At 69.9% G+C, this 24,109-nt stretch carries 28 protein-coding genes and 1 pseudogene; 19 read left to right on the top strand and 10 right to left on the bottom strand.

What is annotated here, in order from left to right; genetic code table 11:
* A pseudogene (locus AB0J71_RS34650) lies at positions 1-258 on the top strand (hypothetical protein); the annotation flags it as partial.
* Between the two features lie 4 nt (positions 259-262).
* Positions 263-1,084: a class I SAM-dependent methyltransferase gene (locus AB0J71_RS34645; protein ID WP_364418113.1), complete on the top strand. Its 822-nt coding sequence runs from the start codon at positions 263-265 to the stop codon at positions 1,082-1,084.
* A 199-nt stretch (positions 1,085-1,283) separates the two neighbouring features.
* Here AB0J71_RS34645 and AB0J71_RS34640 read toward each other — a convergent pair whose 3' ends face one another.
* The 4 genes from AB0J71_RS34640 to AB0J71_RS34625 all read right to left on the bottom strand — a co-directional run bounded on the left by AB0J71_RS34640 (position 1,284) and on the right by AB0J71_RS34625 (position 4,693).
* Positions 1,284-2,585 (bottom strand): PP2C family protein-serine/threonine phosphatase, encoded by a 1,302-nt coding sequence (locus tag AB0J71_RS34640; RefSeq protein WP_352321817.1) that lies wholly within the window; start codon positions 2,583-2,585, stop codon positions 1,284-1,286.
* A 70-nt stretch (positions 2,586-2,655) separates the two neighbouring features.
* Positions 2,656-3,672: an acyl-CoA desaturase gene (locus AB0J71_RS34635; protein WP_364418110.1), complete on the bottom strand. Its 1,017-nt coding sequence runs from the start codon at positions 3,670-3,672 to the stop codon at positions 2,656-2,658.
* Complete coding sequence (locus tag AB0J71_RS34630) at positions 3,669-3,992, bottom strand: STAS domain-containing protein (RefSeq protein ID WP_352321813.1); 324 nt, start codon at positions 3,990-3,992, stop codon at positions 3,669-3,671. The genes AB0J71_RS34635 and AB0J71_RS34630 overlap by 4 nt, the downstream gene beginning before the upstream one ends.
* Before the next feature lie 119 nt (positions 3,993-4,111).
* Entirely contained in the window at positions 4,112-4,693 is a 582-nt protein-coding gene (locus AB0J71_RS34625; RefSeq protein WP_364418107.1) for a DUF5994 family protein, read from the bottom strand.
* A 151-nt stretch (positions 4,694-4,844) separates the two neighbouring features.
* Between AB0J71_RS34625 and AB0J71_RS34620 the strand changes: the two genes are divergently transcribed.
* The 6 genes from AB0J71_RS34620 (at position 4,845) to AB0J71_RS34595 (ending at position 9,609) form a co-directional block, all read left to right on the top strand.
* Positions 4,845-5,849, top strand: a complete 1,005-nt coding sequence (locus AB0J71_RS34620) for a tyrosine-type recombinase/integrase (RefSeq protein ID WP_352321809.1) — start codon at positions 4,845-4,847, stop codon at positions 5,847-5,849.
* A 191-nt stretch (positions 5,850-6,040) separates the two neighbouring features.
* The gene (locus tag AB0J71_RS34615) at positions 6,041-6,163 is read left to right on the top strand and encodes a hypothetical protein (RefSeq protein ID WP_364418105.1); all 123 of its coding nucleotides are present in this window, start codon (positions 6,041-6,043) and stop codon (positions 6,161-6,163) included.
* A 95-nt stretch (positions 6,164-6,258) separates the two neighbouring features.
* Positions 6,259-6,648 (top strand): STAS domain-containing protein, encoded by a 390-nt coding sequence (locus AB0J71_RS34610; RefSeq protein ID WP_352321806.1) that lies wholly within the window; start codon positions 6,259-6,261, stop codon positions 6,646-6,648.
* Positions 6,649-6,856: 208 nt separating this feature from the next.
* Entirely contained in the window at positions 6,857-7,942 is a 1,086-nt protein-coding gene (locus AB0J71_RS34605) for an AI-2E family transporter (RefSeq protein ID WP_352321804.1), read from the top strand.
* Between the two features lie 276 nt (positions 7,943-8,218).
* Positions 8,219-9,097, top strand: a complete 879-nt coding sequence (locus AB0J71_RS34600; RefSeq protein ID WP_352321848.1) for an acyl-CoA desaturase — start codon at positions 8,219-8,221, stop codon at positions 9,095-9,097.
* Positions 9,094-9,609 (top strand): DUF5994 family protein, encoded by a 516-nt coding sequence (locus AB0J71_RS34595; protein WP_352321802.1) that lies wholly within the window; start codon positions 9,094-9,096, stop codon positions 9,607-9,609. The genes AB0J71_RS34600 and AB0J71_RS34595 overlap by 4 nt, the downstream gene beginning before the upstream one ends.
* Positions 9,610-9,632: 23 nt before the next feature.
* Here AB0J71_RS34595 and AB0J71_RS34590 read toward each other — a convergent pair whose 3' ends face one another.
* Complete coding sequence (locus AB0J71_RS34590; RefSeq protein ID WP_352321800.1) at positions 9,633-10,082, bottom strand: ATP-binding protein; 450 nt, start codon at positions 10,080-10,082, stop codon at positions 9,633-9,635.
* Between the two features lie 873 nt (positions 10,083-10,955).
* Here AB0J71_RS34590 and AB0J71_RS34585 point away from each other — a divergent pair.
* Positions 10,956-11,699 carry a helix-turn-helix domain-containing protein gene (locus tag AB0J71_RS34585; protein WP_352321798.1) on the top strand — a complete coding sequence of 248 codons (744 nt, stop codon included), beginning with the start codon at positions 10,956-10,958 and terminating at the stop codon, positions 11,697-11,699.
* Between the two features lie 52 nt (positions 11,700-11,751).
* On the opposite strand, the gene AB0J71_RS34580 is transcribed toward AB0J71_RS34585, so the two are convergent.
* Entirely contained in the window at positions 11,752-12,219 is a 468-nt protein-coding gene (locus AB0J71_RS34580; RefSeq protein WP_352321796.1) for a MarR family transcriptional regulator, read from the bottom strand.
* An 81-nt stretch (positions 12,220-12,300) separates the two neighbouring features.
* Between AB0J71_RS34580 and AB0J71_RS34575 the strand changes: the two genes are divergently transcribed.
* The gene (locus AB0J71_RS34575) at positions 12,301-13,215 is read left to right on the top strand and encodes an ABC transporter ATP-binding protein (RefSeq protein ID WP_352321794.1); all 915 of its coding nucleotides are present in this window, start codon (positions 12,301-12,303) and stop codon (positions 13,213-13,215) included.
* Positions 13,212-14,804, top strand: a complete 1,593-nt coding sequence (locus tag AB0J71_RS34570) for a hypothetical protein (protein ID WP_364418103.1) — start codon at positions 13,212-13,214, stop codon at positions 14,802-14,804. The genes AB0J71_RS34575 and AB0J71_RS34570 overlap by 4 nt, the downstream gene beginning before the upstream one ends.
* 80 nt (positions 14,805-14,884) lie before the next feature.
* Here the strand turns inward: AB0J71_RS34570 and AB0J71_RS34565 are convergent, their stop codons facing one another.
* Together AB0J71_RS34565 and AB0J71_RS34560 are read right to left on the bottom strand one after the other, a co-directional pair.
* Positions 14,885-15,217 (bottom strand): NAD(P)-binding domain-containing protein, encoded by a 333-nt coding sequence (locus AB0J71_RS34565; protein ID WP_352321846.1) that lies wholly within the window; start codon positions 15,215-15,217, stop codon positions 14,885-14,887.
* Between the two features lie 14 nt (positions 15,218-15,231).
* The gene (locus AB0J71_RS34560) at positions 15,232-16,680 is read right to left on the bottom strand and encodes an MFS transporter (protein ID WP_364418101.1); all 1,449 of its coding nucleotides are present in this window, start codon (positions 16,678-16,680) and stop codon (positions 15,232-15,234) included.
* Positions 16,681-16,783: 103 nt separating this feature from the next.
* Here AB0J71_RS34560 and AB0J71_RS34555 point away from each other — a divergent pair, with 103 nt between their 5' ends.
* From AB0J71_RS34555 to AB0J71_RS34540, 4 genes are all read left to right on the top strand, one after another.
* Positions 16,784-17,080, top strand: coding sequence for a LysR substrate-binding domain-containing protein (locus AB0J71_RS34555; RefSeq protein ID WP_352321788.1), 297 nt, complete (start codon positions 16,784-16,786; stop codon positions 17,078-17,080).
* 31 nt (positions 17,081-17,111) lie between these two features.
* Positions 17,112-17,528 (top strand): hypothetical protein, encoded by a 417-nt coding sequence (locus AB0J71_RS34550; RefSeq protein WP_364418099.1) that lies wholly within the window; start codon positions 17,112-17,114, stop codon positions 17,526-17,528.
* 386 nt (positions 17,529-17,914) lie between these two features.
* Positions 17,915-18,454 carry a hypothetical protein gene (locus tag AB0J71_RS34545; protein WP_364418097.1) on the top strand — a complete coding sequence of 180 codons (540 nt, stop codon included), beginning with the start codon at positions 17,915-17,917 and terminating at the stop codon, positions 18,452-18,454.
* Positions 18,438-19,019 (top strand): OmpA family protein, encoded by a 582-nt coding sequence (locus AB0J71_RS34540; RefSeq protein ID WP_352321783.1) that lies wholly within the window; start codon positions 18,438-18,440, stop codon positions 19,017-19,019. Before AB0J71_RS34545 ends, AB0J71_RS34540 begins: the two co-directional genes overlap by 17 nt.
* On the opposite strand, the gene AB0J71_RS34535 is transcribed toward AB0J71_RS34540, so the two are convergent.
* A complete protein-coding gene (locus AB0J71_RS34535; protein WP_352321782.1) occupies positions 19,003-19,473 on the bottom strand; it encodes a MarR family transcriptional regulator in 471 nt (156 codons plus the stop codon). The genes AB0J71_RS34540 and AB0J71_RS34535 overlap by 17 nt on opposite strands.
* Before the next feature lie 55 nt (positions 19,474-19,528).
* Here AB0J71_RS34535 and AB0J71_RS34530 point away from each other — a divergent pair, with 55 nt between their 5' ends.
* The gene (locus AB0J71_RS34530; protein ID WP_364418095.1) at positions 19,529-19,858 is read left to right on the top strand and encodes an antibiotic biosynthesis monooxygenase; all 330 of its coding nucleotides are present in this window, start codon (positions 19,529-19,531) and stop codon (positions 19,856-19,858) included.
* Positions 19,859-19,885: 27 nt separating this feature from the next.
* On the opposite strand, the gene AB0J71_RS34525 is transcribed toward AB0J71_RS34530, so the two are convergent.
* Positions 19,886-20,341 carry a MarR family transcriptional regulator gene (locus AB0J71_RS34525; protein WP_352321778.1) on the bottom strand — a complete coding sequence of 152 codons (456 nt, stop codon included), beginning with the start codon at positions 20,339-20,341 and terminating at the stop codon, positions 19,886-19,888.
* A 50-nt stretch (positions 20,342-20,391) separates the two neighbouring features.
* On the opposite strand from AB0J71_RS34525, the gene AB0J71_RS34520 reads away from it, so the two are divergent.
* The 3 genes from AB0J71_RS34520 to AB0J71_RS34510 all read left to right on the top strand — a co-directional run bounded on the left by AB0J71_RS34520 (position 20,392) and on the right by AB0J71_RS34510 (position 23,781).
* Positions 20,392-20,823, top strand: a complete 432-nt coding sequence (locus AB0J71_RS34520; RefSeq protein WP_364418093.1) for a hypothetical protein — start codon at positions 20,392-20,394, stop codon at positions 20,821-20,823.
* Between the two features lie 71 nt (positions 20,824-20,894).
* Positions 20,895-22,028, top strand: coding sequence for an aminotransferase class V-fold PLP-dependent enzyme (locus tag AB0J71_RS34515; RefSeq protein ID WP_364418091.1), 1,134 nt, complete (start codon positions 20,895-20,897; stop codon positions 22,026-22,028).
* Between the two features lie 175 nt (positions 22,029-22,203).
* Positions 22,204-23,781: an OmpA family protein gene (locus AB0J71_RS34510; RefSeq protein ID WP_364418089.1), complete on the top strand. Its 1,578-nt coding sequence runs from the start codon at positions 22,204-22,206 to the stop codon at positions 23,779-23,781.
* The last annotated feature ends 328 nt before the right edge of the window (positions 23,782-24,109 follow it).

Genomic DNA, 24,109 nt, shown 5'->3' with positions numbered 1-24,109 from the left:
GGGATCGCCGACGGCTCGATGCGGCCGTCCTCCGACGTGCGGGCGCTGGCGGTGCTGACCGTGCTCAACAGCGTGGCCACGCTGACCATGCCGCCACCCCTGGCGCGGGCACTGGGCCACGAGCAGTTCGGGCCCGACGTGCTGCGCCGCCTCGCGCTGCCCACGCTGGAGCTCTACACCCACGGGCTGTTCACCGACGACACCGCGCTGAAGGCAGCCCGGGCCGCCCTGGACGAGTCACCACAGAAAAGGGACTGACACGATGGCCATCACCCTCCCCGACCTCACGCCGCTGGAGAACACCCTTTGGCTCACCCTGGCGGGCAAAGCGCTCGACTACCAGGCCAAACACCCGATCCTGGGCGACAAGACCGCCTACGACATCGTCAGGAAACTCGACTACGACGCCGGGCAGTTCAAGCTCTCCGCCAGCCCCGTCGTGGGCATCGCCCACCGCTCCCTGGTCATGGACAACATCGTTCGGCAGTTCATCGGCAGGAACCCCGACGCCGTCGGGCTCGACCTGGGCGCCGGACTCGACCCCCGCGTCTACCGCGTCGACCCGCCCACCACCGTCGAGTGGTACGACGTCGACCTGCCCGGCGTGGCCAAGGCCAGGCAATTACTGCTCCCCGAGCGTCCCCACCTCCACACCATCGGCTCCGACCTCAACGACCCCCGATGGATCAGCGAAATCCCCGCCGACCGCCCCGCCGTGATCGTCGCCGACGGCCTGATCGGGTTCCTGTCCAAGGAGGAACTGGCCACCCTCCTCGACCGACTCATCCGCCACTTCCCCGCAGGCGAGATCTGCTTCAACGGCTACACGAGGTTCCACGTCTGGGCGGCCAGGAAGTACGCCGGCACCCAGTCCGTCGTCCCCTTCCTGAGGTCTCCCGGCTTCGACACCCCGCAGGACATCGAGCGCCTGGAACCCCGCCTGAAGCTGGTACGCGAGATCCTGCTGGGCCGCGAGCCCGAGGTCGCCGACTACCCGTGGACGACCCGCCTGGCCAGCTTCCTGACGGCCTGGAGCACCTCCATCTCCCGCAAGGGCACCGCCATCCAGCACTTTCGCTTCTAGAGGCTTCAGGCGGGCACGGACAGACTGGTGACCAGATGGCTTGCTCGGGCGGCGGCATGTGACTCTGGTAGGCCGCCGACGGCCTGCACCGCCGGCGCGATCCGTACGACCCGCTCCTGAAGGACGTCGGCCTCACCGATGTCGACCTGGCCACCTGATCGTCGGCATGCGCCCGGCTCGGCGCCCATGCTGTTGCGTCCTACGGTCCCGGCACCGCGATCTTTCCCAGGACGAGTTGCTGTTGCCGCCCGGTGCGCCACTCGACCATCAGCACGGTGGCGTCGTCTTGGAGCCGGCCGTGCTGGTGCTGCAGGATGCTGTGGATCAGCCGGCGGAGTGTTTCCGGGGCGGACGTGCCGTCGGCCTCGTGACGGACGATGAAGTCGATGAAGCGCTCCAGCCCGAAGGGTTGCCCGTCCGGGCTCTCAGCCTCGATGACGCCGTCGGTGTAGAAGAGCAGCCGGTCCCCGGGTTCCAACTGGTAGCGCAGCAATCCGGTGGACAGGCTCAGGCAGATGCCCATCGGCGGATCGGGCACGCTGTCCAGGGTCGCGACCTGCTGGCTTTTGCGGATCACCAAGGGCGGATGGTGCCCTCGGTTGACCCAGCTCAGCCAACCGGTCCGCAGGTCCAGATCGGCCAGGACGCCTGTGGCGAAGCGGTCGATGAACTGCTCGTCGATCGACGCGTCGATCGCCTCGCTCGTCGCGGGCAGGTCCTTGCCTTGGCGGCGGCTGGTGCGACCGGCCCCCATGGCGATGGTGGCGGTCAGGCCGGCCGCGGTGTCGTGTCCCATCGCGTCGAAGATCGACACGCGCAGTGTGCCGCTGTCGATCGCGTAGTCGTAGGCGTCGCCGCCCACCTCGTAGGCGGGTTCCAGCGCGGCGCTGACCACCACGTTGTCATCGGCGAATGCGCGCGGTGGGAGCAGGTTCCACAACACCTCGGCCGACAGCGTCATCGGCCGAGCGCGTACCAGGCGCGCATAGGAGTCGCTGTGCGGGCGTTTGCTGATCACCAGCAGCGAGACGAGCGAGGCCAGCCGGCCGGCCAGCAACCCCATGCTCTCCGACCCCTGCGCCACGGTCACTCCCAGGACGCCGACCCTCTCGGTGTCGTTCAGCAACGGCACCCACAGGCGCTGCGGCCCGTCGCCCGCCGGCGACGTCGGCGCGGTCTCGGGCGCGGCGGGGTCCAGCACGTGCCGGGCCTCGACGATCTCCATGTTGCGGAAGGCGCGTCCTGCGAGGGTGGCGTCGATCCGGATCGGTTCGAGCGGTTCGCCGAACACGTCACGCTGCCCGGTCAGCGGGACCAATACCTGCTGCTGCAGGTCGGCTACGTAGATCATGGTCTGGGAGAAGCCCGCCGACCGTCCGTACTCGGCGACCAGGGCTGGCAGATCCTCCAGCGAGGAGAGTTGGCTGGCGCTCAGCAAGCCGCCCAGCAGCTGCTCGCCATCACCGGTCACCGCGATGCCTTCCCTGGAGGTCCTTCCCATGCCCTAGTTCTTCTTCCCAGCTGTACGAGCTTCTCCCTCAACGTGCTGACCAGGGCTAACGCCTCTTGGTTCAGCCCTGGCGCGGGGTGCTGGTGCGCAGCGTGTGCTTGCCGGCCACCGTGCGATGGTGGCCGAGGACGTCGGGGGGTTGCCAGTGCACATCGCTGGCCCAGTTCAGGCGTTCGAACAGGCTGATGAGTGCGGCTGAGGGATCGATCTGGCGGCCGCTGCGGCCGTGCCGGGCGCAACTGGGCTCACTGTGGTGGCCGTTGTGCCAGCTTTCTCCGAAGGACAGCAGGGCCAGCGACCACAGGTCGGTGGCGCGGTCATGACGGCGGGCTTTGTGCGGCCGCTCACCGATCATGTGGCACAGGGAGTTGACGCTCCAGGTCACGTGCTGCAGCAGGGCGATACGGATCAGGCCGGCCCAGATGAACGCGGTCAGCCCGCCGTAGAGGCTGCCGCTGATCGCCCAGCCCGCCGCGAACGGCAGGAGGAGGGAGGCGGCGCACAAGGCGGGGTAGGCGCGGGAGATCCGCAGCATGGCCGGGTCGTTGCGCAGCAGATCGGGAGCATACGTCGTGGCCGAGGTGGGTTCGCTGGAGAACAGCCGGCCCAGGTGGGCGTGGGCCAGGCCGCGCAGTCGTCCGCCGAGACCGGTGCCGTACCGGTAGGGGGAGTGCGGGTCGCCGGGCCGGTCGGTGAAGGCGTGGTGGCGGCGGTGGACGGCCACCCAGTCGATCAGGTTGCCCTGGAAGCTCATCGACCCGGCCACGGCCAGGACGGCGCGGAGCCACGGACGGGCGGTGAAGGAGCGGTGGGTCAGCAGGCGGTGGAAGCCGACCGTCACCCCCAGCCCGGTCACGACGTAGAAGACGACGGCCAGGAGCAGGTCGGTGAGGCTGACACCGACTCCCCACGCCAGCCAGATGCCGGCGCCCAGCGCGAGGAACGGCGCGATCACGATTGCGGCGGTCAGTGTCACCGGGGTGATACCGGCCCGCGCCGGTGTCGCAGGCCGAGGGAACGGCGAACTGCCGTCATAGCCGGTCGGGGTGAGCTCGAAGGTGAGTGGTATGCCGGTCATGCGATGATCGGGAATCGGTGGCCCAGGCCGGTGATGTGCAGCAACCGGGCCATACGCGGCGGAACGCCGGTCAGGGCGAGCGTGATGCCCCGTGACCGGGCCCGGCCTTGAGCGCCGACCAGCACGCCCAGCCCGCCGGCGCCGCAGAAGGTCACCTGGGACAGGTCCACGACGAGCAGGCCGGTGCTGTGGGCGAGAGCGTCGATCAGCCGCCTGCGCAGCTGAGCCGTGGTGAAGATGTCGATGTCCCCCGCCAGGTGCACGAGGGTCTGCGCCGAGGCGCTCGCCTCGCCGAGTGGGGCGGTGTCGATGACGGTCATGGAAGTCTCCTGTGGAGAGGCTGGAACGCGATGAGATGCCTGCCGGCCGGAGATCGGCCCGCCGCCGGACAACGGGCGATGCCTGGACCGCTCAATCCGGCCGGCAGGCGGCACGCGGGTCACGCCAGGATCGGCCGTGCCGTGAACGAGGCCGCCTTGTGCCCGTTGACCGACCCGCCCTCGTTCTCCCAGCGGGCTGAGCCGGCCGACGCACGCGGACCGGGGCCCGCCGGCAGGTGCGCCAGAGTGAGAATGGCGTCGGCCGTCAAGCCGGCGGTGTCCTGGGCGGTGAGCTTGAGCACGGCCTCGGCGACGCCCGCGGCGGTTCCTGACGGGATGATCAGCAGGACGACCGGCTCGCCGGACGCGAAGCTGAGAGTGATCATGCGCGGGTCGGTGTGGCGGAACCAGCCGACGCGGACCTGCCGACCGCGGGCCGGGATGCGGCGCGGGATGTTCTGCCACGCATCGCAATGCACGCCGACGCGGAGCGTGACCCGATCAAGCAGTCGGTCGACGGCGGAGATGAGACCGGGCAACTCCGCGGCGGTGTCACTGGAGTAGGGCCACCAGGCCCCATCCACCACCGATCGACGATTCGGCACCGGGTGGAGACTGAGCCGAAGCGCGGAATCGACCCGAGGCATCGCAGACGAAGTGGGGCTGAGCGGTGCGGGCTGAGAAAGAAGTGTCGGCGTCATGGTCGCTGACCTATCCGGGCCCCTCCGAAGGGGCCTGTGGTGGTTCGCCGGGGGCGACGCAGACCTGAGTGCCAACGCTCGAGAAGTCCTCGGTACCTTCAGTCTACCTCCTACTTCCGGAATCACATAATTCCGGAAGTAGACTCTGTGGATGACTTCCGGAAACTCGCCCTCGGGAATCACGGAGCCGGCCGGAGTCGCTTCCGGAAACCCGCGGCGGTCGCGGGCCGTCCCGCTCCCCGCTCCCTATGCCGCCGTCCTGGCCGACTACACCGCCGCACTTGAGCGCGCCCCGCTGGCCGACTCCACCAAGACCAAGTACACCTCCCGGCTGCGCGGCTACCTGGACTGGCTGGCCGTCCAAGCCGACGCCGACGCCCTGGACGGCGATCCGCTCACCGATGCGGTCGCGGCCGCCGGCGCGGTACGCGACTTCCGCCGCCACCTCAAGGACGGCCGCCGCGCTCCCAACACCATCGACGCCTACCTGTCGGCCATCGACGACTTCTACGCCCGCCGCGGCCTCGGCAAGCCCCAGCCCCAGCGCGAACGCGACTCCCGGCGCACCGCCCCCCGAGTCCTGGACGCCCGGCGCGCCCGCCGCTACGTCCGCCACGTCCAGCTCACCGCCTCCCCGCGCGACAAAGCCGTCGCCCTGCTGCCCTACTACGCCGGACTGCGCATCTCCGAAGTCGTCGGCCTCGACCTGGCCGACGTGCGCCTCTCAGCCCGCACGGGCGAACTACGCATCCGCGGACAGGGCCGCGACAGTGGCAAGATCCGCCTGCTGCCCGTCCACCCCGACCTGCGCCAGGCCCTGACCGACTGGCTGGCAACCCGCGCCGGCTGGAAGGGAGCCGGCACCCACCCCGCGCTGTTCCTCAACCAGCGCGGCGGTCGCCTGAGCGACCGCGCAGCCCGCGACATCATCACCGGCCTCGGCGACGCCGTCGGTCTGGGCGAGGACCCCACCGAGCCCTTCAGCTCGCACGTCCTGCGCCACACCTTCGCCACCCAGCTCATCCGCCACGGCACAGACCCCGTCCTGGTCGCCGACCTCCTCGGCCACGGCTCGTTGGACACCACCCGCCGCTACGGCCTGCCGACCGAAGCGGACAAGGCAGCCGCCTTGAACGCCCTGATCAGCGACCACTAGCTGTACTGACCACAGAGGTCAGGTACGAGGCGACACGCGAAAAATGATCTTCTAAAGGGGTGAGGGCCTTCGGTTCGGTGTGGATTGCGACATCTACACGCCGACCAGAAGGGCCCTCATGCCGTAACGCGCCGCTGACCGAACCCGGACGCCTGCGCCTGGCCCGCTGTGCCGGCCGGCTGAACGACGGCTTGAACGCCGAGCAGACGCTGGAGCGCATCGCGACCGCCCTGAGCGAGTATGCCGGGGACCACCACAGCGACGACACCGCCCTGCTGCTCCTGCGCGTACCCACTGCCGAGGAGAAGCCATGACGACCGGCCGTACCGAACCGCGCCGGTGACAGGACGGGCGTCGCGACACATCAGAGAGCGGGCGCGGGGCAGAGGGCCCCCGAGAGGAGGCGTCGATGCCTTCGCAACCGATGTCGAACGACCCGCCGCCCTTGCGGCTCAGCGTGCGCGCGGCGCCTCCGGGCCAGGTGGTGGCCGTCCACGGCGCGCTGGATCTGAACACTGCCACGCACCTGGAACACGAAGTGGTCAAGGTGTGCCGGCAGCAGAACCCACCGTTAGTGATCATGGACATGTCCGGGGTGGAGTTCTGCGACTCCTCCGGACTGAGCAGCCTGGTCCGGGCATGGAGGCAGGTCGACCATGACGGCGGCGCGCTGGTCTTGATCGGCCTGCACGGTACATGTGAGCAACTGCTCCGCAGGACCGGCCTGCTGGGGCGCATATTTCCCACCCACTCCACTCTGGCGCAGGCACAGGACGCGCTGGCCCGGACACGGCAGTGATCGGCGAACCGCGTTCACCCCCGCGGTGCTCACCGCAAGCCAGGCCGGCACCACGCAGGCCGCCGGGCCCGTGACGCAAATTCTCTGCTTCAACTTTCCTTTACCGAAGTCGGGAAGTGCGCCTATTTCCGACCGGTGGGGAAGTTTCCCGTGCGTGGACTCACCTCAGGAGCGCCTGTTGCGGTTGGTGCCTGCGACCTTGGCGAGGATGGCCGCGTGGTGCGCGTGCCTGATCGTCATCGGCATCGTGGCCAACTACGTGCTCGGTTTCGTGGCGACGATGCGCATCGTCGCCCTCCCGGTGGCGGTCGCCCTGTTGCTGACCGCGCTGCTCTTCCCGCTCACCCGGCGGCTGCGCGAGTCGGGTCTGCGCGCGATCTACGCCACCTGGGTCACCATGCTCGTCGCGCTCGCCGTGCTGGGCGGGACGGGCTGGATCATCGGCGTGCGGGCAAATGAGGAGTTCCCCGGCCTGCTGACACAGGTCAGGCAGACGGCCAAGACGGTGGAGGGCTGGCTCTACACCGGCCCTCTGCACGTGAAGCCCGTTCAGCTCAGCGGCTGGGTGGACGAGATCGCCAAGCTGGTCACCGAGCGGCAGCAGCAGATCACCTCGACGGTTCTGGCGGGGACCGTGGTGGTGGTGGAGGCGCTGGCCTCGATCGTGCTCCTGCTGTTCGTGACGTTCTTCCTGCTCAAAGACGGTGACCAGATCTGGTCCTGGTTCCTCAAGGGGTTCGGCCGGATGGCGCCGCGGGTCGACCGGGCCGGGCGGACCGCCTGGACCACGCTGTCGCACTACGTGCAGGGCACGGTGGCGGTGGCCGCGGTGCACGGCGTGCTCATGGGTGTGGTGCTGGCCGTCATGGGAGTACCGCTGTGGGCGGCACTGGCCGTACTGATCTTCCTGGCCAGCTTCGTCCCGATCGTCGGCATCCTCTTCGCCGGCGCGGTCGCGACGCTGGTCACGCTCGGCGCGAAGGGCCCGATCTACGCGCTGATCTTCGTCGGCATCCTGATCGTCGAGCAGCAACTGGAGAACCACGTGCTCCAGCCGCTGATCGTCGGCCGGGTGCTGCACTTCCACCCACTGGCGATCATCATCGTGCTGGCCGTCGGCGGCATCCTGGCCGGGATCGCGGGCGCGGTCGTGGCCGTGCCGATCACCGCCATCCTCTACCGGGCCGTGCCCGAACTCTTCAAGGACGACCCGCTCGCCCTCCCGGCAGGAGCGGCCCCGGAACCGCCGGCGAAGGCGGTGCCTCCCGGGAAGGAACCCGAACAGAAGGATTGACGGGCTCGGAGGCGGGCGCGGGTGGTGTCCGGGCCGTGGCGGCCTCATGCGGGACGGGCGCGCCCGATCCGTTGGCGGTGGGATGTCCCCGCCCGTCCGAAGCTTGGCATCGACACGGGAGTGGCTTCCGTGCGTGTGGGCAGGTGAATTGCTGTCCAAGGGGAGAAAGGACGCTGCCGTTCGGGGGAGGAAGTCGGCATGGCTTCGCCAGGAACAGGTGTCATCGAGCGGGCCGGCGCGGCACCGCTCATCGGCGGCCGTAAACCGGTCGCGGCGATGGTCGCGTTGTGGGTGTTCGTGCTGGTGCCGTTCGCGGCGCTGGCCGCCGCCGTGCCGGTGGCCTGGGGGTGGGGGCTGAGCTGGACCGACGTGGCGATAGCCGCCTCGGCTTACGTCCTGACCGGGCTCGGCGTCACGGTGGGCTTTCACCGCCATCTCACCCATGGCGCGTTCAAGGCGGAGCGGTGGCTGCGGATCGGTCTGGCCGTAGCCGGGTCCCTGGCGGTGCAAGGCTCGGTCATCCAGTGGGTGGCCGACCACCGGCGCCATCACGCCTTCGCCGACCGTGACGGCGACCCGCACTCGCCCTGGCGTTACGGCAGCAGCGTGCGCGGCCTGGCCAAGGGGCTGCTGTTCGCGCATGTCGGCTGGATGTTCGGGCGTGACCTCACCAATCGGAAACGTTTCGCCAAGGACCTGCTCAACGACGCCGGCATCGGCCGGGTGGACCGGTTGTTCGGACCGCTGGTGGCAGCCTCGCTGCTGCTGCCGCCCGCGATCGGCCTGCTGGTCACCGGCACCTGGCGTGGCGCGCTGACCGCATTCTTCTGGGGCGCTCTGGTACGGATCGCGCTGCTGCACCACGTCACCTGGTCGATCAACTCCATCTGCCACGTCTTCGGCGAACGGCCGCTGATGACCCGCGCCGGAGACCGGGCCGCGAACTTCTGGCCACTAGCTCTCCTGTCATTCGGCGAGAGCTGGCACAACGGCCACCACGCCGACCCCACCTGCGCCCGCCACGGCGTGCTGCCCGGCCAGATCGACCTCTCCGCCCGGCTGATCCGACTGCTGGAGCGGCTCGGCTGGGCCCGCGACGTACGCTGGCCGACCCCGGCGCGCCTGGCCGCACGACGCCGCGAGCCCTCCCCATGACCGGCTCCGAGGAGGTGCGGCTCAGCCTCGATCCCGACCTCGCACGTCGAGGCGCGGTGGACGGCGCGTGGTGGCCCGCCGGCTACGACGCCGGCGCTGAACTGCCCGCACTGATCGCCGCCATCGACCAGCGGCTGGAGCAACGGGTCCTGCGCGTCGGCCTGCACGTCGACACCTGGCACAACATCCCGCATCGCATCGCCGCCCCCGGCCGCCAGGTCAGAGTGGGCTGGTTCCGCACCATCGACCCCCACCTGATCAACCTCATCATCCCGGGGATCGAACACATCAACCTGCTCGTCATCCCACCCGACACCACACCCGCAGCCGCCGAGAAGGCACTCGACCTGGCCACCCGATGCCGAGGCCGTACCCGCTCCGGCGACATCCTCACCGCCGCAGACCACGACGGTCCCGCCGACACCGCCGCCGAGGAGGAGCAGCGCCTGGCCGGTTGGGACAACGAAGGCGGCCGGACCCGACAGCCCGCCCGCGAGGACCCCACACTCTGATCACGCGTTCGGTGGCGGGAAAGTCAGTCCCGCAGACGGACGACGATGACGACGGTCGTGCCGGCCGGGCCGGTGGTCACCGTGAGCGAGTCGCTGAGCTCGGCCATCAGCCACAGCCCGCGGCCGTGGTCACGGTCGCGGGCAGGCATCGATGCCCGCTGCTGGTAGTGGCGGGCCGGGATCCCGGGGCCATGATCGCTGATCTCGCAGCACAGCAGGCCATCGGCCTGCCACAGGCGGACCCGCCCGGATCCACCACCGTGATCGAACACGTTGGCCACACCTTCGTGCACCGCCAGTTCAAAATCTTCCCGCCGAGCCGACGACAGCCCCTGCTGGGTGGCATGGGCGCTCACGCCCTTCCGCAATGCGCTCTGATCGTACGTGGCCGCACCACCCGGCCCGGACGTACTCAGTGCCCAGGTCAGCAACGGGTCTCGGCATTCCGGCGGCGGCCCGAACGTCCCGCTCACCGGTCACGCCTACTCATCGCCGGTCACCGGGGGCGGCCGGCGGCCGTCCGAGGGAGCTGCCATCTGAACGCGGCGCACGCCCGCCCCCTCGTCGCAACATGTCGACAGAGGTCGGGACATCAGACGACGGAGGGGCCGCGACGGTCGGCACGGGCGAGGGGACAGTCGACGGCGCCTTGGACATCATGGTCCCTTCGATGGCGCGATCAGCGTGACTTGCGAGAGCGACGACAACCGCAGTGCGATCAGATCCTGACCCGCGACATCCCTACCCCTGCGGCGAAGGGGGAAACGGGCCCAGGGGGCCGGCTGCCGGCGACGCCCTTGTTTCCCATCGACAAGCCTCCTCCATCCATGAGATCGCCAAGCCCACTCAGAAGAGGCTCCTTGTGGCGGACGAAGTGCCAGATGTCCAGACGACCGTACAATCAGGGAACTCCACCTGAACCGGCTAGCCCAAGACCTCGAAGCCGCGTGGAACCGGGTGGAGACCTCCATCGGCACCAAGAAACCCCGCGAATACGACCAAGCCGTCGACCTCCTCCGCGACCCGCACGCCCTGGCCCTCCGCGACGAGGACACCGGTCCACGTGCGCAGCCAACGCCGTGGAGGCGGCGCCGTGCCGCAGGTCGTGCAGCCGCACCGGCGGCCGCACGGTTCCAGCTCTGGGACGAGCCGATCGAGAGGCGTTGCGCGCGGATGGCCCGCTCGTGCGGAGGTCAGGATGGGCTGCTGCTCGTGCACGGGCCGCTCCTGCGTGACTGGGATGACGGCCTGCACGCTCTCACCTGCTGCGCGGTCTTCCTGAAGGGACTGGCGAGTCAATTGAATGACGCCATACCCTTATCTAGTCAAACAAATGAGGTGAAGAGGTGCGAGGGCGGCCGCTGCAGGATCCGGCGCGACAGCTCGAGCGCGCGCACCGGATTCTGGACGCCGCCGCCGAGCTGATCCTGCGCTGGGGCTACGACAAGACCACGCTCGAGGACGTCGCGGGGCGGGCAGGCGTCGCCAAGGGCACCCTTTACCTGCACTGGAAGTCGCGTGATGAGTTGTTCTCCGCGCTGCTGCGCCGCGAACGCGTCCGCATGCTCGTCGAGGTACGGCGCAGCGACCCCCAAACCCTGCGCGACCTGCTCAGCCAGCTGGCCGCGGGAGTGCTGGGCCGCCCGTTGATGAGGGCGATCCTGCTTTCCGGCGGTGCGGTGCTGGGGAAGCTGGCGCGGCAGAAGCAGCGCAGTACCAGCGCGCTGGAGCTGGGCGAGGCATTCCGGGTCTACCTGGGCCGGCTGGCCGAGCTGGGCGCTGTACGCACGGATCTGGCCGAGGGCGAGCCGTACCTGCTCGTCAGCTCGACCGTCTACGGATTCCTGACGCTGCAGGCCGCGCTGCCGGAGGATCAGCGGACGCCGGACGACCGGCTGGCGGCGCTGATGGCCGACGCGGGCGTGCGGGTGCTGGGCGCGGACGGGGTGGCGACCGAGCAGGTGACGCAGGCCACGCGTGCTTACCTCGGCACCATCGCGGACCTCTCCGATCGCAAGCTGGCGGAATCTCTTGGCGGGCTTGCTGCTGGGAGCGCTGGTACGTCAAGCAAGGCGGCCAGCCCTCAGTGAGCCAGACCTGGTTCTCCGCTGACCAGCCCTCCCCATGGCCCCGCCAGGGTTGTTACGAGGGTCGGATGCCTGCGTTCAGTTCGTCCCACTTGTGGATGAGCTGGGGGACTTCGTGGCGCAGGAAGGCGAAGAAGCGCCGGGTCTCGTCCATGCGTTGTCCCGCGGGCGTGTCCAAGCCGAGCGCCTCCACCCCGTCGCTCGCTCCCTCTTCGAAGCGGCGGAACACCTCGTCGCTCGACGCCGCCGCCCTGTACCAGGCTGTCGGATCGACGCGGTAATGGTCGCGTCGCTCCCCTAGCTCCCTTTCCCTGGTGACCATCCCGACGCGCGCCAGGTACTTCACCGCCCCCGAAACCGCCGATGGTCCCACCTGGAGAAGATCGGCCAGCTCGGCGGCGGTGAGCCGTCCGTCGTCGGCGATGAGGAGCGCGGCAAGCACGCGCGCCGCCATCCGTGGATAGCCGACCTCAGACATGATCACTGCGAACCGCTCAAGGAACCGTCGCGCCTCGTCGGTCATGCACACCTCTCAATCGATGGCCACAGACTACAGAATACTGACACTTCACGTATTTCGTGAAATCGCTGTATTGTTCAAAGTATGTCAAACATGATCTCCGTGTCCGGTCTGGTCAAGACCTTCGGGCGGACGCGGGCGCTCGACGGCCTGGACCTGTCGGTCCGCGCCGGTGAGGTGCACGGCTTCCTCGGCCCGAACGGCGCCGGCAAGTCCACGACCATCCGGATCCTGCTCGGCCTGCTGCGCCAGGACTCGGGCACGGCCCGGCTGCTGGACGGCGACCCGTGGCGCGACGCGACCACCCTGCACCGGCGCCTGGCCTACGTGCCCGGCGACGTCACCTTGTGGCCGACCTTGTCCGGCGGCGAGGCGATCGACCTGCTCGGCCGGATGCGGGGCGGCCTCGATCCCCAGCGCCGCGCCGAGCTGCTCGAAGCCTTCGAACTCGACCCACGCAAGAAGGGAAGGGCCTACTCCAAGGGCAACCGACAGAAGGTCGCGCTGGTCGCGGCGCTGTCCTCGGACGCCGAACTGCTCATCCTGGACGAGCCCACGTCCGGGCTGGACCCGCTGATGGAGGCGGTCTTCCAGGAATGCGTCCAGGAAGAACGCAGCAAGGGCCGCACGGTGCTGCTGTCCAGCCACATCCTGGCCGAGGTCGAGGCGCTGTGTGACCGGGTGAGCATCATCCGCAACGGCCGTACCGTCGAGACAGGAACGCTCGCCGAGCTCCGCCACCTCACCAGGACCTCGATCACGGCCGAACTCGACGGCCCTCTTCCCCGGCTCGCCGGGACGGCGGGCGTGCACGACCTGCGGACGCAGGGCAACCGGCTCAGCTGCCAGGTCGACGGCGACGCGCTGGACCCGCTGCTGCGCGAGCTCGTGCGGGTAGGCGTGCGTAGCCTGGTCAGCCAGCCGCCGACTCTGGAGGAGATGTTCCTGCGCCACTACGAGAGCGACCTGGCCGGTAGGCACGCGGCGGCCCAGCGATGAACACCCTCACCGGCACCGGTGGAATGATCCGGCTCATCCTGCGACGGGACCGGGTGCGGCTGCCCCTCTGGTATGGGCTCGTGACGCTGCTCGTGCTCGGCGTGGCCGGCTCGGTCGCGGGCGCGTATCCCACCGAGGAGGCGCGCCAGGCCTTTCTGCACACCACCAACGGCGATCCGACGCAGCTCATGATGATCGGCCCGATCTACGACTCCTCCCCCGCCGGGCTCGCGGCATGGCGCGTCCGCGGGCAGGCCGCCCTGCTGATCTCGCTGGCGAGCCTCTTCCTGGTGATCCGGAGCACCCGCGGGGAGGAGGAGGCCGGCCGTAGCGAGCTGCTCGGCTCGACCGCGGTCGGCAGGCACGCGGCGCTGACGGCCGCGCTGGTCGTGGCGTTCGCCGCCAACCTGGTCACGGCCCTGCTCATCGCGCTGGGCCTCGCCGCGCAGGGAATGCCCGCCGGGGGCTCGCTGGTGATGGGCCTGTCGGTCGGCGCCGCCGGCTGGGTCTTCGCCGCGCTCGCCGGCCTGGTGGCCCAGCTGACCGAAAGCTCCCGTACGGCCGCCGGCCTCACCGCCACGGTGATGGGCGCCCTGTACGCGGTGCGCGCGGTCGCCGACCTCCAGTCGAGTCCCGGGCTGGCCTGGCTGTCGCCGTTCGGCTGGACCCAGCGCATGCACCCCTTCGCAGGGGATCACTACTGGCCGCTCCTGCCCGTCGTCGGCCTGCTCGTGGTGCTGGTGACCGCCGCCTACCAGATGTCGGCGCGCCGGGACCTGGCGGCGGGGATCCTGCCGCCCAGGCTCGGACCCGCGGTCGCGGCGCCTGGCCTGCGCACCTCGTTCGCGCTGGCGTGGCGGCTGCAGCGGGGCACGCTGCTGGCCTGGGCCCTGGCGTTCACCGCGTTCGGCGCCGGGCTCGGCGGCGCGGCGCTGAGCTCCGCCCAGCAGCTGAATGCCAGCGAAGCTCTCCAGGGCATGATCGTTCGGCTCGGAAGCGACGGCCGTCCCGTCGACGGCTTCTTCGCCTTCGTGATCTACCTGATGAGCCAGGTCATCACGATCTACGCGATCCAGGCGACCCTGCGCCTGCGCGCGGAGGAATCCTCCAGCCGCGCAGACGCCGTCCTGACCGGCCCCGTCGGCAGGCTGCGCTGGGCGGGCGGCCATCTGGCGCTCGTCGCCGCGGGCTCGGCTGTCGTGCTCGCCGGGCTCGGCATCGGGATGGGCCTGGTCTACGGGCTGTCCACGGGAGATCCTGGCGGGGAGATCGCCCGGATGCTGGCCGCGAGCCTGACGCGGCTACCGTCGGTGCTGGTGCTGGCCGCCGTCGCGACGCTGCTGTACGGCCTGTTCCCGGGAATCGCCGCGATCGGGGCCTATACGGTGCTCGGGCTGTGTTTCCTGCTGGAGTTCGCGGTCGAACTGCTGCACGCCGATCCGTCGCTGCTGCGGGTCTCGCCGTACGCGCAGACCCCCGGGCTGCCGGTGGCGGAGTTCACAGCGACGCCGTTGATCGCGCTGATCGCGGTCGCGGCCGCCCTCACGGCTGCGGGAATGACCGCGCTTCGCCGCCGTGACCTGGGATAGTCGCCTGGCTGGAACGGAGGCCGCGCCCCGAAGCCCGGGACGCGGCCTACTCCAGATCCGGTCCGCGAAAGCCGGCTGTATCACCCCAGACCCGGCGGCGCGGCAGGCAGCTGCCCCTGGCCGGTGACCAGGGTGCGCCCCGGCAGGGCGGCGGCGACCGGCTGCAGGGCCTGGCGGGTGTCTTCGTACGTGGTCAGGCAGGTGACGATCAGCGGGCTCGCGGCCACGGCGTCCTCGATCGTCTCCGCGTGGATCGCGCCCTTGGCGGCCAGGCGTGCGGCCTTGTGCGGCGTACGGTTCCACACCGTCGTGGGGCGCCCTGCCCTGATGAACGCCTCGGCGATGGCCGTACCCATCGAGCCCAGCCCGATGACGGTGACCTTGTCGTCTGTCATTGCGTGTTCCTCGGTGATGTGTGGTGATCGGGTCAGTGGTGAGCAGACACCGCGTGCTTGCCGGCGCCCTGCGGGGACGTCTTCTTGTCCCGGTGCAGCAGCAGGAGCAGCGCCGTCGCGAGCCCGGCCAGCGCGAAGATCGCGGTGGCCAGGAAGGCCGCCCGGAATCCGTCGTTCAGGCCCTCGGGGCCGGCGCCGGTCGTGGCGGCGAAGGCGACCGACGAGGCGATCGCGATGCCGAGCGCGGCTCCGATCTGGAAGACGGCGTTGTTGCTGCCGGAGACCAGGCCGGACTCCTCGGGCTTGGCGCCGGTGAGCGAGGCGATGGAGGCGGCGACGTTGGTGCTGCCGATGCCGGAGCCGAAGACGACCAGGCCGAAGAACAGGTCGCTCCAGTAGCCGCCGTCGGGGTCGATCCGGGTCAGCAGCAGCAGGCCGCCGGCCAGCAGCGTCATGCCCGCGATCGCGATGGGCTTGTAGCCGACCTTGGCGACCAGTCGGGCGCTGACGTTCGCGCCGATGATCGACATGACCGCGTAGATGGCGGTGCTGAGCCCGAACTTCACCGCGCTGTAGCCGAGGACCTGCTGGGCGTAGAGCGAGGTGATGAGCGCCCCTCCGTACACCGTCATGGCGACGATGAGCATCAGGACGTTGCCGCCGACCACGGTCGGCGAGCGGAAGATCCGCAGCGGCACCAGCGGGGCCTGCGACCGGTCCTCGATCACGGTGAAGATCACGAGCAGTACGGCGGCGCCGACGAGCATGCCGATGGTCCGGCCGCTGCCCCAGCCGGCCAGAGGCGCCTCGGAGACGGCGTAGACCAGCAGGACGATGGCGGCGGTGATCGTCACCGCGCCCGCCGGGTCGAAGCGGCGGCGGCCCTCCCGGACCGGTGTCGCCTTGAGCAGACGGGGGCCGAAGACCAGGACCGCCGCGACGACCGGGACGTTGATGTAGAAGATCCACTCCCAGCCGAGCCCGTCGGTGATCGGGCCGCCGATGAGCAGCGCCGCGGTCGCGCCGAAGGCGCCGACGCCGGTCCAGATGCCCAGCGCCTTGTTGCGCTCGGGCCCTTCGGCGAAGGTGTGCATGAGCACCGCCATCGCGGTCGGCGTCATGATCGCGGCGGCGACGCCCTGGACGATCCTGGCGGTGATCAGCACCGAGTCGTTCCAGGCCAGGCCGCACAGCACTGAGGCGAGGCCGAACAGGGCGGTGCCGAACAGGAACATCCGGCGTCCGCCGAGCAGGTCGGCGGTGCGCCCGCCGAACATCAGCAGGCCGCCGAAGCTCAGCAGGTACGCGCTCATCACCCACTGGACGCCGCCCGGGGAGAAGCCGAGCTCGGTCTCGATGGAGGGCAGGGCCAGCATGACGATCTGGGAGTCGACGATGACCATGAAGAAGGACGCCACCAAGAGGGTCAGCGCCAGCCATCTCCGAGGGTCGGGGGCTTCCAGAGGGTCGCGAGGTGTCATCTTTTCCTCTTCCGGGACGCATCAGGGCAGCGCGAAGCCGCCCCGTGGGGATGTCTGGCCTGGTGAGGCCTAGTGCGGAGGGGAGATCCTCGCGGTCAGGCACATGCGATCGAGCGCGTTCGCGCACCTGCCTGATCGCACGCCGGCCGGGCGGCCCATCCATCACTCGACCACCACGAAGTACTGGCAGGAACTGCTCGCCCTCGTCGCGGCGGGTGAGGGCGTCACGATTGCCGCCGCCCAGGGCGCCCGCTACTACCCACGGCCCAACCTGGTCTACGTCCCGTTCCACGACGTCGGGCCGTTCGAGTACGCGCTGATCTGGCGTACGGCGAGCGTCTCCGCCAAGGCCCTCGCCTTCACCAGGGTGGCCGTGGAGACGCACTCCTCCAGGGCATGACCGGCGCCGAAGCGCCCACCCCTGGCAGGCCTTGCCGGTGGCCCGCCGGCCATCTGCGCCTGACCCGAACGACTACGAGATCAACGGCGATCAGGTCGTCGAGGTCGGCGAGTACGCCTATCGGTGGCGTGGACGACCAGCCCTCAAGGTCGGGGAACGAGTGTTGCTTCCCGAGAACTGGGTCAGCCATCGTCGGCAGAGCAGAATCCGACCAGAGCTGACCCGCTTTTTCTGGGGACTCCTGCTTCGCTCACCGGCCGAAGAGGAGATGCTGACGCCGACAACATCCATCCGAAATCCTGTCTTCGAATCATCGGTATCGGGCCTGGAAATACCGAACGACGGAGAGGCCGTCAAAGGAAGAGCGATCGGCCGACAGGCATGGGTATTTCCGGGGCGGCACATCACGGCAGAGCGACGTAATAAAGCTCTTCACTTCGATCCGTAGGTTCCGGATTCGAGAGCCGGGCGCCCTATCACGATGACCTGGGCGGATCACCCCATCTGTGTGATCTGGAAGCGCGCCCGGCTGCGGTCAGCCCGGCGTGCTCGATGACCATCTGCGCCGCCCGTCGTAGCTATTGGTCTCAGTGAGGCCCCTCCTGCGGAGACGGACGTCGGCACGTATTCACGAACGCCAGGAAACCAAGACCTTTTTCGTATCCACGTACCTTTGAAACATCGTAAACGCGGCCAAAAAGTGACGCTTCCGGAAGGCGTACGCACGACACGGAGACGCCGCCCGGCGCGGTCTGCCGCTGTGCCACGCCCCTTCCGCATTCCATGGGGGCAGATGTCGGGTATGTGTAGACTCCCGGGTCCATGAAGAGCCGCTTGCTGATTTCCGGTGCCACGCTGGCCATGGTGTTATCGGGGTGCCAGTTCGGCCCTGCCTCGTCCACCCCGGCCTCGTCGGGCGAACGTCCCATGTCCTCGACCGCGCCGGTGGCGCCGGCGTCCGCCTCCGCCCCGCCCGATCGGGTGCTGGCCGGCCGGGAGGGCAGCGTGGAAGGCAGGCGATTCCGTATCGACGTGGTCCAGCTGGTACGACGGGACCGGTTCGTGAACCTCACCTTCACCCTCGCCCTGACGGCGGGCGACGGCTGGCTGGTGCACAACGCCTTCTCCGCCGTCCCGCAGGCGAACCCCACCATCGACGGCGTCTACCTGATCGACACGGTCAACGCCAAGAAGCACCTTGTCGCGCTGGACAGCGCGGGCGGTTGCGTGTGCAGCCGGACCAAGGACCTGTCCCTCAACCCGGGGGACACGGCGGTCTTCTCCGCGACCTTCGCCGCCCCTCCGGAGGGCGTGAAGTCCCTGGACGTCCACATCCCCCATGCCGGGACGCTGGCCGATGTCCCCCTTTCCTGACCTCCTGCTCGCGGTGGCGCTGCTCACGCCGACGCCCCGCCCGCCCGTCCAGGTGCCCGTCAACACCGCTCCTCCCGCCACCGCGCCGGTCCTGGACCTGAACGGCGAGGTGCGGGGCATCACCGCCGACGTCCTGGACATCGGGGAACGCACATCCAACCTGGACGAGTCGCTGATCCAGGAGACCCGCGGCGCCCGTGACAAGATCACCGTGGCGGCCGACGTGCTGTTCGCCTTCGACAAGGCCACCCTCACCGGCAAGGCCAGGAGCCGGCTGGCGGAGACAGCCAGGCTGCTCACGACCAGGGCGCGCGGCAAGCAGGTGCGCGTGGACGGCTACACCGACGCCAAGGGCTCTGACGCCTACAACCGGACGCTCTCCCAGGCCCGCGCCCGGGCCGTACAGCAGGCGTTGACCAAGCTCCTGGCCGGTTCCGGGATCACGTTGACCGTGCAGGGCCATGGCGCGGCTGACCCGGTGGCGCCCAACACCACTCCCGAAGGCGCCGACAACCCCGCCGGGCGGGCCAAGAACCGCCGCGTGGAGATCAGCTTCCCTCGCTGACCGCGGGCTCGGCGGCCGGGGGCTGTCCGGTCAGGTTCCTGGCGCAGGCCGACAGCAGCGCGGCCAGGTGCCGTACCTCCTCGGGCGGGAAGCCGGTGGTCATGCGGCGCTCCACGTCGAGCACGATCGTGTCGGCCTGGTCCAGCAGGGCTCGGCCGGGGCCGGTGAGCGTGATCGGCAACGCGCGACCGACGTCCGGCCGTTCGGCGACGGAGACCAGGCCGGCCGAAGTGAGGCCGCCGAGCACGTCGCGCAGGGACTGGCGGGTCACGAAGGTACGGCGGGCGAGCTCGGCGGCCGGCGCTCCGGGGGCGTCGGCCAGGGCCCGCAACAGCGCGTACTGGGATATGGACAGCCCCAGAGGTCGTAGCCGCTCCTCGCAGGACCGGCGGAACGCCTGATCGACCTGCTTGACCAGGTAACCGATGCGCTCCCGGACATCCTCTTGACTCATGACAGGAACCTTACACATACTGCTGCATGTAAGGAACCTGACACCAGGAGGGGCCATGCCGTCCACCACGATCACCACCGACGCTCCCGTCGCCACCCTGATCAACGTCTTCACCGTTCAGGCGGACCGTCAGCGCGAACTCGTCGACCTGCTCACGCGGGCCACCGAAGACGTCATGCGGCACCTGCCCGGGTTCGTCTCCGCCAACATCCACGCCAGCACCGACGGGGTCCGGGTGGTCAACTACGCCCAGTGGCGATCGGCGGACGACTTCCACGCCATGCTCGACCTCCCGCAGGCACAGGTGCACATGCGGCAGGCCGCCGCCCTCGCCGACCACTTCGACCCCCACCTGCACACCGTGGAGTCGATCCACCACCGGTGACCCCCGGCGGGCACGTCCGGCAGTCACTCACGCCTGCGGCCCGGTCCGCGGGGGCCTGGCGTTGACATCGGCGATCGAGGCGCGAAGCTTGGTCACCAGCCGCTCCAGGGTGCGCACCTCCTCGGCGTCCCAGTCCGCGGTGAACTGCATCCACCGTTCCCGGCCGACGGCCTCCAGCCGGGCCAGCTCCCGCCGGCCGTCGTCGGTGAGGGTGATCGGGCTGGCCCGGCGGTCGTTCTGGTCGGTGGTCGCCCGCACCAGCCCCTGCCCGATCAGCGTCTGGATCTGCCGGGTCACCGACGACTGGTGCACGCCGAGCTCCTGGGCCAGGTCGGAGGTTCGCGCCGGCTCCTTGGCGGCCAGGAGTTGCAGCGTGCGCAGCAGGCCCGCGCCGGGACGTTGCCGGCGCGCCCGCTCGATGCCGTCGCTGAGCTGCAACAAGGAGTCCAGCATCCGTTGAACGTCGTTCTCGCTCGGTCTCATGCGGTCAGTATACTTGCTTGCTGCACGCAAGTAATGTTAGCGTCGAAGACATGAACGCGATGCAGATCTCCTCCCAGCGCGCCAACCCCGTCTCCGTCGCCGTTTCCCCGCTGGCCGTCCGGCTGGCCAACGCCGCGGCCTGTCTCGGCGTCGCCCTGTTCGTCCTGACCATGACCGTCGCCGCGCTCGGCGCCGACCCCGGCTCCACCGTCTGGAACCGGGCCGGCGGCGTGCTCGCCGGCTCCCTGATCTGTCTGGTCATGGTCAGGAAGGCGCGGGCCGGCAAGCGCGGCGCCTACACCCGGGTGCGGTGGATCACCGCCGTGGCCGGCGTGACGATGATGGTCACCGCGGTGATCGCCGGCTCCTTTCCCCTCTGGTTCCGCGCCGAGCAGGTGGTGCACGCCCTGGTGATCGCGGCGCTGGCCTGTGCGCTCAACGCCCCCGCCCTGCTGGGCGACCGTTCGAACCGAACTCGGTGACGACGGGCGCGGTCCTCGCGGATCGGCGTTCCTCTGTGCAACGCCACCTCGCGCGGGATAGGACGGAAGACGTGAGTCAGCAACTGAACAGACGGGCCCTGTTCGGTGTGGGCGTCCTGGCCGGAGCGGCGGCAGCCTGCTCCTCCTCCACACCCCCGTCGCCGCCGCATCCCGCGCCCTCCTTCGACCCGCGCGACTGGGCCTCCGTCCGGGCCCAGTTCGCCCTCCGCCGGGACGTCGCGCACTTCGCCGCCTTCACCCTGGCCCCAGCGCCCGCCCCGGTACGCGCCGAGATCGCCAAGCACCGCGACGGCCAGGACGTCCTGACCACCGAGCACGACTTCCTGGCCACCCACGAGGGCCTGCGCCTGCTCGCCGCCCGCACCGGCGCGCGGGTGCGCAAAGTCCGCCTCTACGACGACCCCGCCAAGGCCACCGCCGATCGCATGGTCAGCGCGATCAAGGCGGCGCTCGGCCCGCGCACCCGGGTGGTGGCGATCACCTGGGTGCACTCCGGCACCGGTGTGCGCCTGCCGGTCAGGCAGATCGCCGCCATGCTGGCCGACGTCAACGCCCGGCGCGACGAGCACGACCGCGTCCTGCTGTGCGTCGACGGCGTGCACGGCTTCGCCGCCGTGGCCGACAAGGTGACCGACCTGGGCTGCGACTTCCTGGCCAGCGGGACGCACAAGTGGTTGTTCGGCCCACGCGGCACCGGCGTGTTGTGGGGCCGCGCCTGGGACGCCCTGTCCCCGGTCATCGCCGGCTTCGGGCAGAAGTCGTTCGAGATCTGGCAGCTCGGCACGCCGCCCGGCCCCACCACGGCCGAGCTCGCCACGCCCGGCGGGTTCAAGGCCTTCGAGCACCGGTGGGCGATGCCTTCGGCGTTCGCGTTCCAGGAGGCGATCGGGCCCGACCGGGTGCAGCAGCGCGTCCAGGAGCTGGCCGGCAGGCTGAAGGCGGGGCTCGCCGGGATCAAGCACGTCACGCTGGCCACCCCGATGGACCCGGCGCTGTCGGCCGGGCTGGTGTGCTGCTCGATCACCGGCATGGAACCCCTGCAGGCGGTCGACGCACTCCGCCGGAGCAAGGTGGTGGCCGGCACCACCCCCTACAACGGGACGTTGCTGCGCTTCGGCACCACCATCGTCAACACCCCCGAGCAGGTGGACCAGGCCGTCAAGGCCGTGGCCATGCTGGTCTGAAGCACCCCGCCGAGCCGCCGGGGAAGCCGGCTTGGCCGGCTTGGCCGGCTCGACTGCTACACCTCAGGTTTACACCGGTGGTTGGATGTTCCCCCGGTGAACCGGCAGATATGGTCGCGTCTCGTTGCTGCCCTTGTGGGCGGTTGAGTGGTTTCTGCGACGGGGGCGATGCAGGATGAGGCGCGCGATGCCGGCGGCCGGGCTGGCGATGGCGATCGTGTCGGCGAGTGCGTGCGGCACCGGGATCCCGTCCTCCCAGCGCTCTCCCGAGCAGGCCGGTCGCACCTCCGTCCCCGGCGTGGTCGCGGCGTCGTCGCAGCCCTCGCCGAGGGGCGAGGGCCGGCCGTTGGGCAGCCGGACCCTGGGGGTGAGCAACAAGATCACCGTTCGGCTGCTGGCCCTGGACCGGGTCTCGGCCCAGGCCGTGGTGGCCCGCTGGCGGGTCCGCAACGACCTGAAGGAGGACTACTACTTCAGCGCCAGTCTGGCCGTGCCGTGGAACAGCGCGAACCTCGGCCAGAACGCCATCGGCGGAGTTTCCTTGCTCGACAGCGGCAACGACCGCTGGTATTTCCCGCGCGGCTACCGCAACGGCGACTGCCAGTGCACCCGGGGCTGGCCGACCGTCAAGGCGGGCCAGGAGCAGGAGATGGTCGCCGTCTTCCCCGCGCCGCCGCCCGGCGTCACCCGTCTCGACGTCCTGTTCCCGCAGGCGCCGCCGTTTCTGGACGTTCCTCTGGGGCAGGCGCCGCCGACGCCCTTACGCGTGCAGGACGGCGAGGACCCGGTGGATCCCGACTCCGCCCGCGTCGGCGACCCGGTGACGCTGTCGATCGTGAACCAGGTCGAGCAGGCGGGCGCGGCCCAGGACGACGATGGCCGGGTGGTGTCGGTCAGGCTGTCGACCGACGTGCTGTTCGCGGTGAACAGGGCCGATCTCTCGCGCGCGGCCCACGCCGCTCTGCGGGAGGTGGCCACGCAGATCGACCGGTCCCCCGGTGACGAGGTCCGCATCGACGGCCACACCGACGACACCGGCACCGACGCCGTCAACGACCCGCTGTCGCGACGACGCGCCGACAGCGTGCAGGCAGCCCTGAAGAAGCTGGTCACCCGCTCGGGCGTGCGTTTCCGCGCGTACGGCCATGGCTCTCGTGATCCGATCGCCGACAACGATCGCGCCGAGGGCCGCAGGACCAACCGGCGGGTCGGCATCACCTTCGACCGCCCACCCGCGGCGCCCGCCGGCCAGGCACGGGCGACCGTCAGGCGCTCACCGGCCGCCGTGCCGTCCGCGGCGGCGACGGGCACGACGCTGCCCGTGCTCGGCCGCGCCCGGGCCGGGAAGGCGCCCGGCGTCGAGGGCGCCTGGCCGGAGGAGGCCGAGGTACGCGTCAACGAGCTGACCAGGGACGCAGGCGGTTACGTGAATCTGGTGTGGACCCTGCGCAACGACGGTGACACACCGCTCAACGCCTGGACCTCCTCCCACGACTCGGGCGGTGTGTACGCGGAGGCCAGCACCAGCGCCGCCGCACTCGTGGACGGCCCCCGCCGGTACCGTCCGCTGCGTGACGCCCGGCACCACATCACCGTGGGCCCGTACCTGCTGTCCGTGACGCGCCCGGAGTACCTGGTGACCAAGGGTGAGGAGTACACGCTGTGGGCGATGTTCAAGCCTCCTGCGGACGTGTCCACCGTCACCGTCCAGATCCCCGGCTTCGAACCCGTCGAGGGTCTCGCCATCCGGTGACGGTTCGACGTGCCACAGGAGAAAATCTGCAGTCGTCACTGTAGACATTCCGGTTGAGGCGAGCTAGAGTTTCTGACATCGCAAGGAACGGATCCACGAGGGCGGCGCAGGACGAGCAGCACGACGGGGCCGCCCGGACGACGTGGAGAGCAGTACAGAAGAAGGAAGAGGCAGAAGGTCGGACTGCCGCGGCCAGGCTGATCGAACATGGGGCCGTGACGGTGGACGCGCTGCCATTGCACGAAGTCGGCACAGAGATCGACGTGCCGATGTGGAGATAACCGGAAAGGAGTGTTGGACGCCATCAGGATCGCCCGTCGCCGGCGTA

Origin of the sequence: Nonomuraea sp. NPDC049637 (assembly GCF_040675235.1) — a bacterium.
GTDB lineage: Bacteria > Actinomycetota > Actinomycetes > Streptosporangiales > Streptosporangiaceae > Nonomuraea.
Note: the sequence above shows the minus strand (reverse complement) of the source record. Positions and strands in the feature narration are given on the sequence as shown.